This window comes from Pseudomonas sp. EL_65y_Pfl1_R83 (assembly GCF_963970695.1).
Taxonomy (GTDB): Bacteria; Pseudomonadota; Gammaproteobacteria; order Pseudomonadales; family Pseudomonadaceae; genus Aquipseudomonas; species Aquipseudomonas tritici.
This window is the reverse complement of the sequence record NZ_CAXAQI010000001.1, coordinates 216,315-231,589: the sequence shown is the minus strand read 5'-3', so window position 1 is coordinate 231,589 and position 15,275 is coordinate 216,315. Positions and strand designations below refer to the sequence as shown.

At 60.5% G+C, this 15,275-nt stretch carries 15 protein-coding genes; 7 read left to right on the top strand and 8 right to left on the bottom strand.

Annotated features, from left to right (window positions below):
* Positions 1 to 22: 22 nt before the first annotated feature.
* Positions 23 to 2,293, top strand: a complete 2,271-nt coding sequence (clpA, locus tag AACY08_RS01065) for an ATP-dependent Clp protease ATP-binding subunit ClpA (protein WP_339467427.1) — start codon at positions 23 to 25, stop codon at positions 2,291 to 2,293.
* 144 nt (positions 2,294 to 2,437) lie between these two features.
* On the opposite strand, the gene infA is transcribed toward clpA, so the two are convergent.
* From infA to aat, 3 genes are all read right to left on the bottom strand, one after another.
* A complete protein-coding gene (gene infA / locus AACY08_RS01060) occupies positions 2,438 to 2,656 on the bottom strand; it encodes a translation initiation factor IF-1 (protein ID WP_002553999.1) in 219 nt (72 codons plus the stop codon).
* A gap of 100 nt (positions 2,657 to 2,756) precedes the next feature.
* Positions 2,757 to 3,464 (bottom strand): arginyltransferase, encoded by a 708-nt coding sequence (locus tag AACY08_RS01055; protein ID WP_339467426.1) that lies wholly within the window; start codon positions 3,462 to 3,464, stop codon positions 2,757 to 2,759.
* Positions 3,465 to 3,519: 55 nt separating this feature from the next.
* The gene (aat, locus tag AACY08_RS01050) at positions 3,520 to 4,200 is read right to left on the bottom strand and encodes a leucyl/phenylalanyl-tRNA--protein transferase (RefSeq protein ID WP_339467425.1); all 681 of its coding nucleotides are present in this window, start codon (positions 4,198 to 4,200) and stop codon (positions 3,520 to 3,522) included.
* Positions 4,201 to 4,697: 497 nt separating this feature from the next.
* Between aat and AACY08_RS01045 the strand changes: the two genes are divergently transcribed.
* The 6 genes from AACY08_RS01045 to cysG are packed head-to-tail and all read left to right on the top strand — an operon-like array spanning position 4,698 to position 12,195.
* Positions 4,698 to 7,103 carry a DNA translocase FtsK gene (locus AACY08_RS01045; protein ID WP_339467423.1) on the top strand — a complete coding sequence of 802 codons (2,406 nt, stop codon included), beginning with the start codon at positions 4,698 to 4,700 and terminating at the stop codon, positions 7,101 to 7,103.
* A gap of 52 nt (positions 7,104 to 7,155) precedes the next feature.
* Positions 7,156 to 7,779 (top strand): outer membrane lipoprotein chaperone LolA, encoded by a 624-nt coding sequence (gene lolA / locus AACY08_RS01040; RefSeq protein ID WP_339421023.1) that lies wholly within the window; start codon positions 7,156 to 7,158, stop codon positions 7,777 to 7,779.
* A 27-nt stretch (positions 7,780 to 7,806) separates the two neighbouring features.
* The gene (locus AACY08_RS01035) at positions 7,807 to 9,129 is read left to right on the top strand and encodes a replication-associated recombination protein A (protein WP_339467422.1); all 1,323 of its coding nucleotides are present in this window, start codon (positions 7,807 to 7,809) and stop codon (positions 9,127 to 9,129) included.
* Positions 9,129 to 9,503 carry a fluoride efflux transporter CrcB gene (gene crcB, locus AACY08_RS01030; protein WP_339467420.1) on the top strand — a complete coding sequence of 125 codons (375 nt, stop codon included), beginning with the start codon at positions 9,129 to 9,131 and terminating at the stop codon, positions 9,501 to 9,503. Before AACY08_RS01035 ends, crcB begins: the two co-directional genes overlap by 1 nt.
* Positions 9,504 to 9,519: 16 nt before the next feature.
* Positions 9,520 to 10,800, top strand: coding sequence for a serine--tRNA ligase (gene serS / locus AACY08_RS01025; protein WP_339438311.1), 1,281 nt, complete (start codon positions 9,520 to 9,522; stop codon positions 10,798 to 10,800).
* Positions 10,801 to 12,195 (top strand): siroheme synthase CysG, encoded by a 1,395-nt coding sequence (gene cysG / locus AACY08_RS01020; protein ID WP_339421031.1) that lies wholly within the window; start codon positions 10,801 to 10,803, stop codon positions 12,193 to 12,195.
* 34 nt (positions 12,196 to 12,229) lie between these two features.
* Here the strand turns inward: cysG and AACY08_RS01015 are convergent, their stop codons facing one another.
* The 5 genes from AACY08_RS01015 to tusC all read right to left on the bottom strand — a co-directional run bounded on the left by AACY08_RS01015 (position 12,230) and on the right by tusC (position 15,275).
* Positions 12,230 to 13,228 (bottom strand): glutathione S-transferase family protein, encoded by a 999-nt coding sequence (locus tag AACY08_RS01015; RefSeq protein WP_339467419.1) that lies wholly within the window; start codon positions 13,226 to 13,228, stop codon positions 12,230 to 12,232.
* An 88-nt stretch (positions 13,229 to 13,316) separates the two neighbouring features.
* The gene (locus tag AACY08_RS01010; protein WP_339467418.1) at positions 13,317 to 14,318 is read right to left on the bottom strand and encodes a glycosyl transferase family protein; all 1,002 of its coding nucleotides are present in this window, start codon (positions 14,316 to 14,318) and stop codon (positions 13,317 to 13,319) included.
* Complete coding sequence (locus AACY08_RS01005; RefSeq protein WP_065872081.1) at positions 14,315 to 14,650, bottom strand: TusE/DsrC/DsvC family sulfur relay protein; 336 nt, start codon at positions 14,648 to 14,650, stop codon at positions 14,315 to 14,317. The genes AACY08_RS01010 and AACY08_RS01005 overlap by 4 nt, the downstream gene beginning before the upstream one ends.
* Positions 14,647 to 14,925 carry a sulfurtransferase complex subunit TusB gene (gene tusB / locus AACY08_RS01000; RefSeq protein ID WP_339467416.1) on the bottom strand — a complete coding sequence of 93 codons (279 nt, stop codon included), beginning with the start codon at positions 14,923 to 14,925 and terminating at the stop codon, positions 14,647 to 14,649. The genes AACY08_RS01005 and tusB overlap by 4 nt, the downstream gene beginning before the upstream one ends.
* Positions 14,925 to 15,275 (bottom strand): sulfurtransferase complex subunit TusC, encoded by a 351-nt coding sequence (gene tusC, locus AACY08_RS00995; protein ID WP_065872083.1) that lies wholly within the window; start codon positions 15,273 to 15,275, stop codon positions 14,925 to 14,927. The genes tusB and tusC overlap by 1 nt, the downstream gene beginning before the upstream one ends.

Here is a 15,275-nt window from a genome sequence, read left to right as displayed (position 1 = left end):
CACTTGGGTATGAGGTGAAGCTATGTTAAACCGCGAGCTCGAAGTCACCCTCAATCTTGCCTTCAAGGAGGCCCGTTCGAAGCGTCATGAATTCATGACCGTCGAACACCTGCTGCTGGCACTTTTGGATAACGAAGCTGCCGCCACCGTTCTGCGTGCGTGCGGCGCTAACCTCGACAAACTCAAGCATGACCTGCAGGAGTTTATCGACTCCACGACGCCACTTATTCCCGTCCACGATGAAGACCGTGAAACCCAGCCAACCCTGGGCTTCCAGCGGGTGCTTCAGCGTGCTGTTTTCCACGTGCAGAGCTCCGGTAAGCGTGAAGTCACAGGCGCCAACGTGCTGGTGGCGATTTTCAGCGAGCAGGAAAGCCAGGCAGTGTTCCTGCTGAAACAGCAGAGCGTTGCCCGTATTGATGTCGTCAACTACATCGCCCACGGTATCTCCAAGGTGCCTGGGCACGGCGATCATTCCGAGGGTGAGCAGGAGATGCAGGACGAAGAGGGTGGTGAGTCTTCTTCTTCGGGCAATCCACTGGATGCCTATGCCAGCAACCTCAATGAACTGGCGCGCCAGGGGCGGATCGACCCGCTGGTGGGGAGAGAGCTTGAAGTTGAGCGCGTGGCGCAGATCCTCGCGCGTCGTCGCAAGAACAACCCGTTGCTGGTGGGTGAAGCGGGCGTGGGTAAAACCGCGATCGCCGAAGGCCTGGCCAAGCGCATCGTGGATAACCAGGTGCCAGACCTGCTGGCTAACAGCGTCGTTTACTCCCTTGATCTCGGCGCTTTGCTCGCCGGGACCAAGTACCGGGGCGATTTCGAGAAGCGCTTCAAGGCGTTGCTCGGCGAGCTGAAAAAACGCCCGCAGGCGATTCTGTTCATCGACGAAATCCACACGATCATTGGTGCCGGTGCCGCCTCCGGTGGGGTGATGGATGCCTCCAACCTGCTCAAGCCGTTGTTGTCCTCGGGTGATATCCGTTGCATCGGCTCGACCACATTCCAGGAATTTCGTGGCATCTTCGAGAAAGACCGTGCCTTGGCGCGTCGCTTCCAGAAAGTCGATGTGTCCGAGCCTTCGGTCGAAGACACCATCGGCATCCTGCGCGGGCTCAAGGGGCGCTTCGAAGCGCACCATGGCATCGAGTACACCGATGAAGCCCTGCGTGCGGCGGCTGAGCTGGCGTCGCGCTACATCAATGACCGGCACATGCCGGACAAGGCGATCGACGTGATTGACGAGGCGGGGGCTTACCAGCGCCTGCAGCCGGTCGAGAAGCGTGTGAAACGCATCGACGTGCCTCAAGTCGAGGACATCGTGGCGAAGATCGCGCGGATTCCACCTAAACACGTCAACAGTTCCGATAAGGAGCTGCTGCGCAACCTGGAGCGCGACCTCAAGCTCACCGTTTTTGGCCAGGATGCGGCCATCGATGCGCTGTCCACCGCGATCAAGCTATCGCGTGCTGGCCTCAAGTCGCCGGACAAGCCTGTCGGTTCGTTCCTGTTCGCAGGCCCGACCGGCGTCGGCAAGACCGAGGCGGCGCGGCAGTTGGCCAAGGCCATGGGCATTGAGCTGGTGCGCTTCGACATGTCCGAATACATGGAGCGGCACACCGTGTCGCGTCTGATCGGTGCGCCTCCGGGCTATGTCGGTTTCGACCAGGGCGGCCTGTTGACCGAGGCGATCACCAAGCAGCCGCATTGCGTGTTGCTGCTCGATGAAATCGAGAAGGCCCACCCGGAAGTCTTCAACCTGCTGCTGCAGGTGATGGACCACGGGACCCTGACCGACAACAACGGGCGCAAAGCGGACTTCCGCAACGTGATCGTGATCATGACCACCAACGCCGGTGCCGAAACGGCCGCGCGGGCTTCGATTGGCTTCAGTCATCAAGATCACTCTTCTGATGCCATGGAAGTGATCAAGAAAAGCTTTACGCCGGAGTTCCGCAACCGCCTGGATACCATTATCCAGTTTGGTCGCCTCAGCCATGAGGTCATCAAAAGTGTGGTGGACAAGTTCCTCACCGAGCTCCAGGCGCAGTTGGAAGACAAGCGCGTGCAACTGGAAGTCTCGGAAGCGGCGCGCAGCTGGATCGCTGAAGGCGGATACGATGCGGCAATGGGCGCACGCCCGATGGCGCGTCTGATCCAGGACAAGATCAAGCGGCCGCTGGCCGAAGAGATCCTGTTTGGCGAGCTTTCCGACCATGGTGGCGTGGTGCACATCGACCTGAAGGACGGCGAGCTGACCTTCGAGTTCGAAACCACGGCTGAAATGGCCTGATAGCTGACCGTAACAAAGCAAAAGGCGCCGAAAGGCGCCTTTTTGCTGTCTTGAAAACGAAGGAGATTAAATGTGTGCGGGCTTGTTAGGTAAAGAGCACACACAAAAACGCCCGGCATAACCGGGCGTTTTGTATTGACTTGCTTAGCGAGCGCGGTAAGTGATGCGCCCTTTGCTCAAGTCATAGGGCGTCAGCTCGACGCGCACTTTGTCGCCGGTAAGAATACGAATGTAGTTCTTGCGCATCTTGCCGGAGATATGCGCGGTTACGACGTGCCCATTTTCCAACTCCACACGAAACATGGTGTTGGGCAGGGTGTCGACGACAGTGCCTTCCATTTCGAAGCTGTCTTCTTTCGACATGCAGTAAAGCCCTCGGTATCCAGTGAATGGCCCGGTGCAACTGCGCCAGGCAAAAGCGGCGTGCATTGTGCCCGAAAAAGGGTGTTTAAGCCAAGGGGTTCTAGTTATGTGTGACCCATCTTTGATTAATTAGCAGTTCAATGGGTCGATATTGGGTCTTGTAATTCATCTTTTTGCAGTTCTTGATCCAGTAGCCGAGGTACACCGCCTCCAGTTCCTGGCGCAGGGCTTCGCCAATTTGCCAGAGGATCGCGAAGCGTCCCAGGCTACGGCGTTCTTCGTCAGGCTCATAAAAGGTGTAGACCGCTGAAAGCCCGTTAGGCAGCAAATCGGTCACGGCGACGGCCACCAAGCGGCCGTCCGCACGAAACTCGTAGAAGCGTGAGAAGGGCAGGTCGCGCACCAGGAACGTGGAAAACTGGTCGCGACTGGGCGGGAACATATCGCCGTCGGCGTGTCGTTGCTCGATATAACGCTGGTACAGGTCGAAGTATTCTTCGGTGAAGCGCGGCTTGGCTGGCATCACCGTCAGGTCGGCGTTGCGCTTGAGGATGCGCTTCTGGTTACGGTCCGGCAGAAACTGCGCCACAGGGATGCGCGCCGGCACGCAGGCATTACAGTTCTGGCAATGCGGCCGGTACAGATGATCGCCACTGCGCCGAAAGCCCATTTCCGAGAGATCGGCGTACACATGCACGTCCATCGGCTGGCTGGGGTCGAGGAACAGTGTGGTGGCCTGCTCGTCGGGCAGATAGCTGCAAGAGTGGGGTTGAGTGGCATAAAACTTCAAACGCGCCAACTCGGTCATGATCAACCCTCGGATAAGCTTTGAAGTAAGTGTAAGCCAGGAGTACGCAAGTCGCTCAAGAAACCCACGGCCCGGCGTTGGGCGGGTCCAGATGGTCGCGCAGGAAGCCTGCGAAGTCGCTGCGGGAAATGGCGCGGGCACCCAGGCTGTGCAGGTGGTCGTTGGGCATCTGGCAGTCGATCAGCACAAAGCCCCAGGCCTGTAGTTGGCGAGTCAGCGTGGCAAAGCCGAATTTCGAAGCGTTGTCGGCGCGGCTGAACATTGATTCGCCGAAAAACAATTGGCCCATTGCCAGGCCATACAGGCCGCCCACCAGTTCCCCGTCGTCCCAGACCTCTACCGAATGGGCGTAACCGCGCTGATGCAGTTCCAGGTAGGCGCTCTGGATGCTTTGGGTGATCCAGGTTCCATCGGTATAGGCGCGCGGTGCGGCGCAGGCCTGGATGACAGCAGCGAAGTCCTGGTCGAAGGTGACGCTGTAGCGCTGCTGGCGCAACAGTTTGCCCAGGCTGCGGGACACATGCAGCTCGTCGGGGAATATGACGGTACGGGGGTCGGGCGACCACCAGAGGATCGGCTGGCCCTCCGAGAACCATGGGAAGCAGCCGTGACGGTAGGCTTGCACCAGTCGTTCGGCCGACAGGTCGCCACCGGCCGCGAGCAGGCCATTGGGCTCGCGCATGGCCTTGGCCAGCGGGGGGAAGGTCAGTGAATCGCGTTGTAACCAGGTCAGCATGGCATCCAGGCTTACGGAAGGGGAGGGGAGTGACAGGTATGACACCTGCTTGCGCAGTGCTGATTATTGTCGACATGGCGCCATCGGGCCAGCCCGAATCGGCCTTTCAGGCGTATTAGCGTGAGCAGGTGTTTCTGCAACTCTGTGTCGGGGACGCGGTCGTAATCGGGTCGGTTCGATGCAGGCCATTTGCCAAGCTGGCCTTGATTGATAAAAACAGCTCATAAGCCTTTGTCAGCAAAGACAATGCATGCTCAAATTGAACATGTTGTGAGGCTCGATTGGCTAGGCTGCCGGGTGAAGGGCCAGGGCGTGGCATCGCAGTCACAAACCCGTACAATGCGGGCATTGTGGCGCTTCCCTCATTTCATCCAGCAATCGCCCAATGTTAAAAAGTAGATTCAACGACACTCGTTCATTTTTCAGCTGCTCGGATTGGGCAGTATTTGCAGTCATTCAACAGATGGACGCGCTAAAGGCGCAGGAAAAGACCCGTTTTGAAGAAATCCGCCGCAACACCTAAAGCAGCAGTCGTGCCGGCCTGGCGCCAGCACCTGCATTATCGCCTCAAGGAAGGTGCGCTGATCGCTATCGGCGCGCTGTGCCTGTTCCTGATGATGGCCTTGCTCACGTATGGCAAGGACGATCCCGGCTGGAGCCATAACAGCAAGATCGAAGACGTGCAGAACTTCGGCGGCCCCGCCGGTTCCTACAGCGCCGATATCCTGTTTATGGTGCTGGGTTACTTCGCGTATATCTTCCCGTTGCTGCTGGCGATAAAGACCTGGCAGATCTTCCGCCAGCGTCACGAGCCATGGCAGTGGAGCGGTTGGCTGTTTTCGTGGCGCCTGATCGGCCTGGTGTTCCTGGTGCTGTCCGGCGCTGCCCTGGCCCATATCCATTTTCACGCGCCGACCGGACTGCCGGCGGGTGCGGGCGGTGCGCTGGGCGAAAGCCTCGGCGACCTGGCGCGCAAGAGCCTGAATATCCAGGGCAGCACCCTGATGTTTATTGCGCTGTTCCTGTTCGGTCTCACCGTGTTCACCGATCTGTCGTGGTTCAAGGTGATGGACGTGACTGGCAAGATCACCCTCGACCTGCTGGAGCTATTCCAGGGCGCGGCCAACCGCTGGTGGTCGGCCCGTGTGGACCGCAAACGCATGGTGGCGCAACTGCGTGAGGTGGACACCCGCGTCAACGAGGTGGTGGCCCCGAGCACGCCGGACCGACGCGAACAGGCCAAGGTCAAGGAACGCCTGATCGAACGCGAGCAAGCCCTGAGCAAGCACATGTCGGACCGCGAGAAGCAGGTGCCGCCAGTGATTGCCCCGGCGCCGCCCAAGGCCCCCGAGCCCAGCGCTCGCGTGCAAAAAGAGAAACAGGCGCCGTTGTTCGTCGACAGCGCCGTCGAAGGTACCTTGCCGCCGATCTCGATTCTCGACCCGGCCGAAAAGAAACAACTTAATTATTCCCCTGAATCCCTGGCGGCCGTCGGCCACCTGCTGGAAATCAAGCTCAAGGAATTCGGCGTCGAAGTGGCGGTGGACTCGATCCACCCCGGCCCGGTGATTACCCGTTACGAGATCCAGCCGGCTGCGGGCGTCAAGGTCAGCCGTATTTCCAACCTGGCGAAAGACTTGGCGCGTTCCCTGGCCGTGACCAGCGTGCGCGTGGTGGAAGTGATCCCCGGCAAAACCACCGTGGGTATCGAAATCCCCAACGAAGACCGCCAGATCGTGCGCTTCTCCGAAGTCCTGTCGACGCCGGAATACGATAGCTTCAAATCGCCGGTCACCCTGGCCCTGGGTCACGACATCGGCGGCAAGCCGGTAATCACTGACCTGGCGAAAATGCCTCATCTGCTGGTCGCGGGTACCACCGGTTCCGGTAAGTCGGTGGGTGTGAACGCGATGATCCTGTCGATCCTGTTCAAGTCCGGCCCGGATGACGCCAAGCTGATCATGATTGACCCGAAGATGTTGGAATTGTCGATCTACGAGGGCATCCCGCACCTGTTGTGCCCCGTGGTCACTGACATGAAGGACGCCGCCAACGCGCTGCGGTGGAGCGTTGCCGAGATGGAGCGCCGCTACAAGCTGATGGCGAAGATGGGCGTACGTAACCTGTCGGGCTTCAACGCCAAGGTCAAGGAGGCCCAGGACGCCGGCACACCGCTGGCCGACCCGCTGTACAAGCGCGAAAGCATTCACGACGAAGCGCCGCTGCTGACCAAGCTGCCGACCATCGTGGTGGTGGTCGACGAATTTGCCGACATGATGATGATCGTCGGCAAGAAGGTCGAAGAACTCATCGCACGTATCGCCCAGAAAGCTCGGGCGGCCGGTATCCACTTGATCCTCGCCACCCAGCGTCCGTCGGTGGACGTGATCACCGGTCTGATCAAGGCCAACATCCCGACGCGCATGGCGTTCCAAGTGTCGAGCAAGATCGACTCGCGGACCATCATCGATCAGGGCGGTGCCGAGCAACTGCTGGGTCACGGTGACATGCTCTACATGCCGCCAGGCACCAGCCTGCCAATCCGGGTGCACGGCGCGTTTGTTTCCGACGATGAAGTACACCGCGTGGTGGAAGCTTGGAAACTGCGCGGCGCGCCGGAATACAACGACGACATCCTCGCGGGCGTCGAAGAAGCCGGCAGTGGCTTTGACGGCGGCAGCAGTGGTGACGATGATGCCGAGACCGACGCGCTGTACGACGAAGCCGTCGCCTTCGTGCTGGAAAGCCGTCGCGCGTCGATTTCCGCCGTGCAACGCAAGCTCAAGATTGGCTACAACCGCGCCGCCCGCATGATCGAATCCATGGAAAATGCCGGCGTCGTGACCGCAATGAACACCAACGGCTCGCGCGAAGTCATTGCCCCTGGGCAGATGCGCGACTGACCCCGTGCCGCGTGGCAGCACGCGGCACGCTAACGACTCAATGAGGACTCCCATGCGTCTTATCCGCATGCTGTTGTTGCCGGCACTGGCCCTGACCGCTGTTTCGGCTCACGCTGACCCGGCTTCCGTCGCCAGCCTGAAGAACCTGTTGGATAAATCCCAAACGCTGACTGCGCGCTTTTCCCAGATGACCCTGGATGCCGGCGGCACCCAGTTGCAGGAAACCGCAGGCGAAATGGCTGTAAAGCGCCCTGGCCTGTTCTACTGGCATACGGAAGGCAAGGCTGAGCAGACCATCGTTTCCGATGGCCAGAAGGTCACCCTGTGGGACCCGGACCTGGAACAGGCGACCATCAAGAAGCTCGACCCGCGCCTGAACCAGACCCCGGCGCTTTTGCTGTCGGGCGATGTGTCGAAAATCAACGACAGCTTCGACATCACGTCCAAGCAAACCAGCAACGTCATTGAGTTCACCCTCAAGCCGAAATCCAAGGACACCCTGTTTGACACACTGTCCCTGTCGTTTGGTAACGGCGTGATCAATAATATGCGACTGGTCGACAGCGTCGGCCAACGCACCGATATCCTGTTCTCCGGGGTCAAGGCCAACCAGCCTGTGCCGGCGTCCAAGTTCAAGTTCGACATCCCCAAGGGTGCCGACGTGATCCAGGAATAAATCCCCCAGAGGTTTCAAACGCTGCCCATGGATCTGTTTCGAAGTGACCCGATTGCTCAACCACTGGCCGCACGCTTGCGTTCGACCAATCTGGATGAGTACATCGGTCAGGAACACCTGCTCGCGCGCGGCAAGCCCCTGCGTGAAGCCTTGGAGCAGGGCGCGCTGCATTCGATGATCTTCTGGGGGCCGCCGGGCGTGGGTAAAACCACCCTGGCGCGGCTGCTGGCAAAGGTCTCGGATGCACACTTCGAAACGGTCTCGGCGGTGCTCGCCGGGGTCAAGGAGATCCGCCAGGCGGTGGAAGTCGCCAAGCAGCAGGCCGGGCAATACGGCAAGCGCACCATCCTGTTTGTCGATGAAGTGCATCGCTTCAACAAATCGCAGCAGGATGCGTTCCTGCCCTATGTTGAAGACGGCACGCTGATCTTTATCGGTGCCACCACCGAGAACCCTTCTTTTGAATTGAACAACGCCTTGCTTTCGCGGGCGCGCGTCTATGTGCTGAAAAGCCTGGACGAAGCGGCGATGCGAAAGCTGTTGCAGCGTGCGTTAAGCGAAGACAAGGGCCTGGGCAAGCGCCAGTTGAGTCTCAGCGATGAAGGCTTCAAGATTCTGATGAGCGCCGCAGACGGTGACGGGCGCCGCTTTCTCAACTTGCTGGAAAACGCCTCGGACCTCGCCGAAGACGGCAATGAAATTGGCGTCGAGCTCCTGCAAAGCCTGCTCGGCGATACGCGTCGGCGCTTCGACAAGGGCGGCGAAGCCTTCTACGACCAGATCTCGGCGCTGCACAAATCCGTACGCGGTTCCAACCCGGACGGCGCGCTGTACTGGTTCGCGCGCATGATCGACGGCGGCTGCGACCCGCTTTACCTTGCCCGCCGCGTGGTGCGTATGGCCAGCGAAGACATCGGCAACGCTGACCCTCGTGCGCTGAGCCTGTGCCTGGCGGCGTGGGAAGTTCAGGAGCGCCTGGGCAGCCCGGAAGGCGAGTTGGCAGTGGCCCAGGCCATTACCTATTTGGCCTGCGCACCTAAAAGCAACGCGGTGTATATGGGCTTCAAGTCCGCCCTGCGCGCAGCTGCCGAACACGGCTCCCTGGAGGTGCCGCTGCACCTGCGCAACGCGCCGACCAAGCTGATGAAACAACTGGGCTACGGCGATGAATACCGTTATGCCCACGATGAACCGGACGCCTATGCTGCCGGTGAAGATTACTTCCCCGACGACCTTGAGCCACAGCCGTTCTACCAGCCGGTGCCCCGTGGCCTGGAGCTGAAGATCGGTGAAAAGCTCAATCACCTCGCCCAACTCGATCAACTCAGCCCAAAACAGCGGAGAAAGTAGTGCTCAAGACGATTCTTGCCGTGTCCGCAGCCGGCATCGCTGGTACATTATTGCGTTTCGCCACTAGCACCTGGGTCAGCGCCAACTGGCCGAAGCATTTTTATGCGGCGACCCTGGCGGTCAACCTGGTGGGCTGCCTTATCATCGGGCTGTTGTACGGCTGGCTCTTGCTGCGCCCGGAAGTACCGATTGAAATTCGGGCTGGCTTGATTGTCGGCTTTGTAGGCGGTCTGACGACCTTTTCATCCTTTTCACTGGATACGCTGCGCCTGCTGGAAAGCGGGCAGGCCCTGGTCGCCTTCGGGTACCTGGGCATCAGCGTGTTCGGCGGGCTGCTCGCCACCTGGGCTGGCCTGTCCTTGACCAAACTTTGATAAACGAGAGACCGACATGCTCGATTCCAAACTGTTACGTAGCAACCTTCAGGACGTAGCGGACCGCCTGGCATCCCGTGGCTTTGCCTTGGATGTCGCGCGCATCGAAGCGCTGGAAGAACAGCGCAAGACCGTCCAGACCCGCACCGAAGCACTGCAGGCTGAGCGTAATGCGCGTTCCAAATCCATCGGTCAGGCCAAGCAGCGCGGCGAAGACATCGCGCCGCTGATGGCGGATGTCGAGCGCATGGGCACCGAGCTCTCTGACGGCAAAATCGAGCTGGAAGGCATTCAGACCGAGCTGGATTCCATCCTGCTGGGCATCCCCAACTTACCGCATGAGTCTGTGCCTATGGGCGAAGACGAAGACGGCAACGTCGAAGTGCGCCGGTGGGGCACGCCAAAAGCCTTTGATTTCGAGATCAAGGACCACGTTGCCCTGGGCGAATTGACCGGCGGCCTGGATTTTGAGACTGCCGCCAAGATGTCTGGCGCACGCTTTGCCTTGCTGCGCGGCCCGATCGCACGCATGCACCGTGCCCTGGCGCAGTTCATGATCAACCTGCACACCGCCGAGCACGGTTACGAAGAAGCCTACACCCCTTATCTGGTGCAGGCGCCGGCGCTGATGGGCACCAGCCAGCTGCCGAAGTTCGAGGAAGAGCTGTTCAAGATCAGCCGCGACGGTGACGCCGATCTGTACCTGATCCCGACCGCCGAAGTGTCGCTGACCAACATCGTGGCGGGCGAGATCCTCGACGCCAAGCAACTGCCGTTGAAGTTCGTGGCTCACAGCCCGTGCTTCCGCAGCGAAGCCGGTGCATCGGGTCGTGACACTCGCGGCATGATCCGCCAGCACCAGTTCGACAAGGTCGAGATGGTGCAGGTCGTCGAGCCGTCGACGTCCATGGAAGCCCTGGAAGGCCTGACCGCCAACGCCGAACGCGTCCTGCAACTGCTGGAGCTGCCGTACCGCGTGCTGGCGCTGTGCACGGGTGACATGGGTTTCAGCGCCGTGAAGACTTACGACCTCGAAGTATGGGTGCCGAGCCAGGACAAATACCGCGAGATTTCGTCGTGCTCCAACTGCGGTGATTTCCAGGCGCGTCGTATGCAAGCGCGTTTCCGTAACCCGGAAACCGGCAAGCCGGAGCTGGTCCACACCCTCAACGGTTCCGGCCTGGCCGTAGGCCGTACGCTGGTGGCGGTGCTGGAAAACTACCAACAGGCTGACGGCTCGATCCGTGTGCCTGAAGTGCTCAAGCCTTACATGGCTGGCGTTGAGGTCATCCGCTAAATGGAATTTCTGCCGCTGTTTCATAACCTGCGCGGCAGTCGTGTGTTGGTCGTCGGTGGTGGGGAGATTGCCTTGCGCAAATCCCGGCTGCTGGCCGACGCCGGTGCGGTGCTGCGGGTGGTTGCTCCCCAGATCGAAGACCAGTTGCGTGAGCTGGTGCAGGGCAGTGGCGGGGAACTGATGTTGCGCGGTTATCAGGAGGCCGACCTCGACGGTTGCACCCTGATCATCGCGGCAACGGACGACGAGCCGCTGAACGCGCAAGTGTCCAGCGATGCCAAGCGTCGTTGTGTGCCGGTCAATGTGGTGGATGCGCCGGCCTTGTGCAGCGTGATCTTCCCGGCGATTGTCGACCGTTCGCCCCTGGTGATCGCGGTGTCCAGCGGCGGCGATGCGCCAGTGCTGGCGCGCCTGATCCGCGCCAAGCTGGAAACCTGGATTCCGTCCACCTACGGTCAGTTGGCCGGGTTGGCGGCGCGGTTTCGTGCCCAGGTCAAAGGCTTGTACCCGGATGTGCAGCAACGTCGCGCGTTCTGGGAGGAAGTATTCCAGGGCCCGATTGCCGATCGGCAACTGGCCGGGCAGGGCGCTGAAGCTGAGCGGCTATTGATTGAAAAGGTCAACGGTGCACCGCCAAATGCCCCGGGTGAGGTTTACCTGGTCGGCGCAGGCCCTGGCGATCCGGACCTGCTGACCTTTCGTGCCTTGCGCCTGATGCAGCAAGCCGATGTGGTGCTGTACGACCGCTTGGTAGCGCCGGCGATTCTCGAGTTGTGCCGCCGTGATGCCGAGCGCGTGTACGTCGGCAAGCGTCGCGCCGACCATGCTGTGCCGCAAGATCAGATCAACCAGCAACTGGTTGACTTGGCCAAGCAAGGCAAACGCGTGCTGCGCCTCAAGGGTGGCGATCCATTCATCTTTGGGCGAGGTGGTGAAGAGATTGAGGAACTGGCAGCCCACGGCATCCCGTTCCAAGTGGTGCCGGGAATCACGGCGGCCAGCGGTTGCGCAGCGTATGCGGGCATTCCGCTGACCCACCGCGACTACGCGCAGTCAGTGCGATTTATCACCGGGCATTTAAAGAACGGTACGTCGGAACTGCCTTGGGATGACTTGGTGGGCCCCTCGCAGACCTTGGTGTTCTACATGGGCTTGATTGGTTTGCCGATCATCTGCGAACAGCTGATCAAGCATGGGCGGGCAGCTGATACCCCGGCGGCATTGATCCAGCAGGGCACCACGTCCAACCAGCGTGTGTTTACTGGCACGCTGGCCGACTTGCCGCGCATGGTGGCGGAGCATGAAGTGCATGCGCCGACATTGGTGATCGTTGGTGAAGTCGTGGTGTTGCGCGAGAAGCTCAAGTGGTTCGAAGGCGCTCAGTCGCAAGTCTGAACACCTGATGTAGTGAGCGGGGCAAGCTCGCTCACTACGAACCCACTACCGATTGGCCGGTCAATTTGTACCGATCATGTCCGGCATCAAACGCTTGCAACGGCCCCTTCGGTACAATCCCCGTCGGATTGATTGTCCGGTGGCTGGCGTAGTAATGCCCCTTGATGTGTTCAAAATCCACCGTCTCGGCCACACCTGGCCACTGATATATCTCCCTCAGCCAATTCGACAGATTTGGGCAGTCCGCAATCCGCCGCAAATTGCATTTGAAGTGGCTGTAATACACCGCATCGAAGCGAATCAGCGTGGTGAACAGGCGCACATCGGCTTCGGTCAGGTACTCCCCGGCCAGGTAGCGATGATCGCCCAGATGCTGTTCCAGGTGATCCAGTTCGGCAAACACATCATCAAACGCACTTTCATACGCCTGCTGCGAAGTGGCAAAGCCTGCGCGGTACACACCATTGTTCACGGCGGGATAAATGCGCTCGTTCAGCGCGTCGATGGTAGGGCGCAGCGCTTCTGGGTAAAAGTCCAGGGTGTTGCCGGTCATCCCGTTGAACGCACTGTTGAACATGCGGATGATTTCCGCCGATTCATTGCTCACGATGCGCTTCAGTTTTTTGTCCCACAGCACCGGCACAGTGACGCGCCCGGTGTAGTCGGCGGTATCGGCAGTGTAGCGCTGGTGCATGAAGGCGAAATCGTCGAGCGTGTCGCCGGTCGAGCCGTGGGCCTTGTCGAAGGTCCAGCCGTTTTCCAGCATCAGCCAACTGACCACGGACACGTCGATCAAGCTTTCAAGGCCCTTGAGCTTGCGCAGGATCAGGGTGCGATGGGCCCACGGGCAGGCGAGGGACACGTAGAGGTGGTAGCGACCGGCCTCGGCCTTGAAGCCGCCTTCGCCGCTCGGGCCTGGCGAACCGTCGGCGGTCACCCAGTTGCGGCGTTGCGCCTGTTCCCGTTGGAATGCGCCGTCTGCGCTACTTTCGTACCACTGGTCTTTCCAGCGTCCTTCAATCAGCAAACCCATGACTGGCTCCTCTGCTATTAAGCGTTGGAGGCCAGTCTAAAGGGCTGAGTTCGATTTAAAAGCGCAAAGACTGAAGGTGAATGATCGATTAAATCGATTTGTCCCGCGCGTCCCAGTATTGCTGGGCCAACACGAACGCCTGTTCCTGTGACTGATCCAAGCCGCGCAAGGCCAGGGCCATGGTGGCGATCAGGGCCAGTTGTGGGTAGCTGTCTTCGACATCCCCGCGCCACACGGCCTTCAAGCGCTCGGGTTCCAACGTGGCAGGTTTGACGTGGCGCTGGGCGGAGAGGGCGGGCCATTCTTCGTCCCAGCTTTCGCCACCGGTGGTGCCGTACAAGTGGCTGGCCGAGTCGGGGTTGATCTCGATTTCGCCGCCATCGCCCTTCACGACAATCACATTGTCGCCGAGCAGGCCGCTGGCATCGCGGTGCACGCCTTGGTAACCGGGGTGGAAAATGCTTTGCAGGCCCAGGCGTGCACTCATCGGGTTAAGCAAGCGCGCCAGAGAGTGAATCGGCGAGCGCAGGCCCAGGGTGTTGCGCAGGTCGATCATGCGCTGCAACTGCGGCGCCCAATCGCCCAGTGGGATAAACGCCAGGTTGCCTCGTTGATAGGCGACCTCGACCTGCTGCCAGTTACGGCACAGCGGGATCTGCAAGGCTTCCAGCAATTGCTCGGTGTACAGCCGCCCCGCCGTATGCGCGCCACCGCCGTGCATCAGGATGCGCACGCCATTTTGTGCCAGGCACTTGGCGGCAAGCAGGTACCACGGCAGGTGACGCTTCTTGCCGGCGTAGGTGGGCCAGTCGACATCCACGTTCAACGCCGGGGCGTTGAGGCGTTCGCGCACGGCTTCGGTGAAGCCGGCGAGTTCTTCCGGGCTCTCTTCCTTGTGGCGCAACAGCATCAAGAAGGCGCCGAGCTGGGTGTCTTCGACTTTTTCGTCGAGCAGCATGCCCATGGCTTCGCGGGCTTCCTCGCGGGTGAGGTTGCGCGCGCCGCGCTTGCCTTTGCCCAGGATGCGCACGAACTGCGCAAACGGGTGCTCTGCAGGGGTTTCAAAAGTCAGCGGGGCAAAGTCGGTCATAAGCAATTCGTCGGCCTGGGCAGGCCCGCCAGCTTGGCGGCGAGTTTGGCGGGAGTGCCGTTGAACAGTTTGTTCAGGTGCAGGCTGTTGCCCTTTTCCGGGCCCAGCTTCAAGGCGGTGTACTTGATCAGCGGGCGGGTGGCGGGCGACAGTTGGAATTCGGCGTAGAACTGGCGCAGCAGTTGGAGGATCTCCCAATGGTCCGGGGTCAGCTCCAGCGTCTCAGTGGCGGCCAGGGCGATTGCCACCTCATCGGACCACTCGTTCAGGTCAACCAGGTAACCGTCCTTGTCCAGTTCCAGGGTGCGTGCGCCGACGGTCAGGGTGTTCATAGCCAGGTGTTGACCTTGTCGTAGTCGATCGACAGCTGCACGAAACCTGGGTAGTCCACGCTGTCGGCCCAGTCCGGCAGAGGCAAATGGCGCGCCTGCATGTCTTCGGCCAGCACAAAGACCTTCACGGCCTTGGTGTGCAGCGCCGGGTTGTGCAGCGCGTAGGCGCCATCGCCGCAGAGCAGGATGGCGTCCTTGGCGCCACAGATGCGCAGGCAGCTGTCGAGGCGGCTATCGGTAAACGGGGAGTGGGAAACCACATGGAGAGTCGACATCAGAGGGTCATCACCTGGTCGTAACGGTCAATCAACTGGGAGATCGCTTCGCTGTCCAGCGGCTGGGCGCTGGCGGGCGGCGCGAGGCCGCGCTCGGCCAGGCTGTGGCGGCAGGCAAATACGTCATCGATGCCAAAAAGGCCCAGTGCCTGCAAGTTGGCGCTGAGGTCTTTTTGCTGCACGGCCTTGGCGTCCTGGTGCGGCGCCAGTTGGAACACGCCGTCATCGAGGAACAGCAGGCCAATCGGTAGATCGAAGGCGCCACCGGCCAGGACGATATCCAAGGCTTCCCGGGCACTCGGCCCGGACCATGGCGCCTGGCGGCTGATCACCAACAAGGATTTGGACAT

What these genes read in the sequence shown, in the direction of transcription:
- clpA (WP_339467427.1), top strand. Translation starts at nt 23, where the DNA reads ATGTTAAACCGCGAGCTCGAAGTCACCCTCAATCTTGCCTTCAAGGAG.
- infA (WP_002553999.1), bottom strand. Translation starts at nt 2,656, where the DNA reads ATGTCGAAAGAAGACAGCTTCGAAATGGAAGGCACTGTCGTCGACACC.
- AACY08_RS01055 (WP_339467426.1), bottom strand. Translation starts at nt 3,464, where the DNA reads ATGACCGAGTTGGCGCGTTTGAAGTTTTATGCCACTCAACCCCACTCT.
- aat (WP_339467425.1), bottom strand. Translation starts at nt 4,200, where the DNA reads ATGCTGACCTGGTTACAACGCGATTCACTGACCTTCCCCCCGCTGGCC.
- lolA (WP_339421023.1), top strand. Translation starts at nt 7,156, where the DNA reads ATGCGTCTTATCCGCATGCTGTTGTTGCCGGCACTGGCCCTGACCGCT.
- AACY08_RS01035 (WP_339467422.1), top strand. Translation starts at nt 7,807, where the DNA reads ATGGATCTGTTTCGAAGTGACCCGATTGCTCAACCACTGGCCGCACGC.
- serS (WP_339438311.1), top strand. Translation starts at nt 9,520, where the DNA reads ATGCTCGATTCCAAACTGTTACGTAGCAACCTTCAGGACGTAGCGGAC.
- cysG (WP_339421031.1), top strand. Translation starts at nt 10,801, where the DNA reads ATGGAATTTCTGCCGCTGTTTCATAACCTGCGCGGCAGTCGTGTGTTG.
- AACY08_RS01015 (WP_339467419.1), bottom strand. Translation starts at nt 13,228, where the DNA reads ATGGGTTTGCTGATTGAAGGACGCTGGAAAGACCAGTGGTACGAAAGT.
- AACY08_RS01010 (WP_339467418.1), bottom strand. Translation starts at nt 14,318, where the DNA reads ATGACCGACTTTGCCCCGCTGACTTTTGAAACCCCTGCAGAGCACCCG.
- AACY08_RS01005 (WP_065872081.1), bottom strand. Translation starts at nt 14,650, where the DNA reads ATGAACACCCTGACCGTCGGCGCACGCACCCTGGAACTGGACAAGGAC.
- tusB (WP_339467416.1), bottom strand. Translation starts at nt 14,925, where the DNA reads ATGTCGACTCTCCATGTGGTTTCCCACTCCCCGTTTACCGATAGCCGC.
- tusC (WP_065872083.1), bottom strand. Translation starts at nt 15,275, where the DNA reads ATGTCCAAATCCTTGTTGGTGATCAGCCGCCAGGCGCCATGGTCCGGG.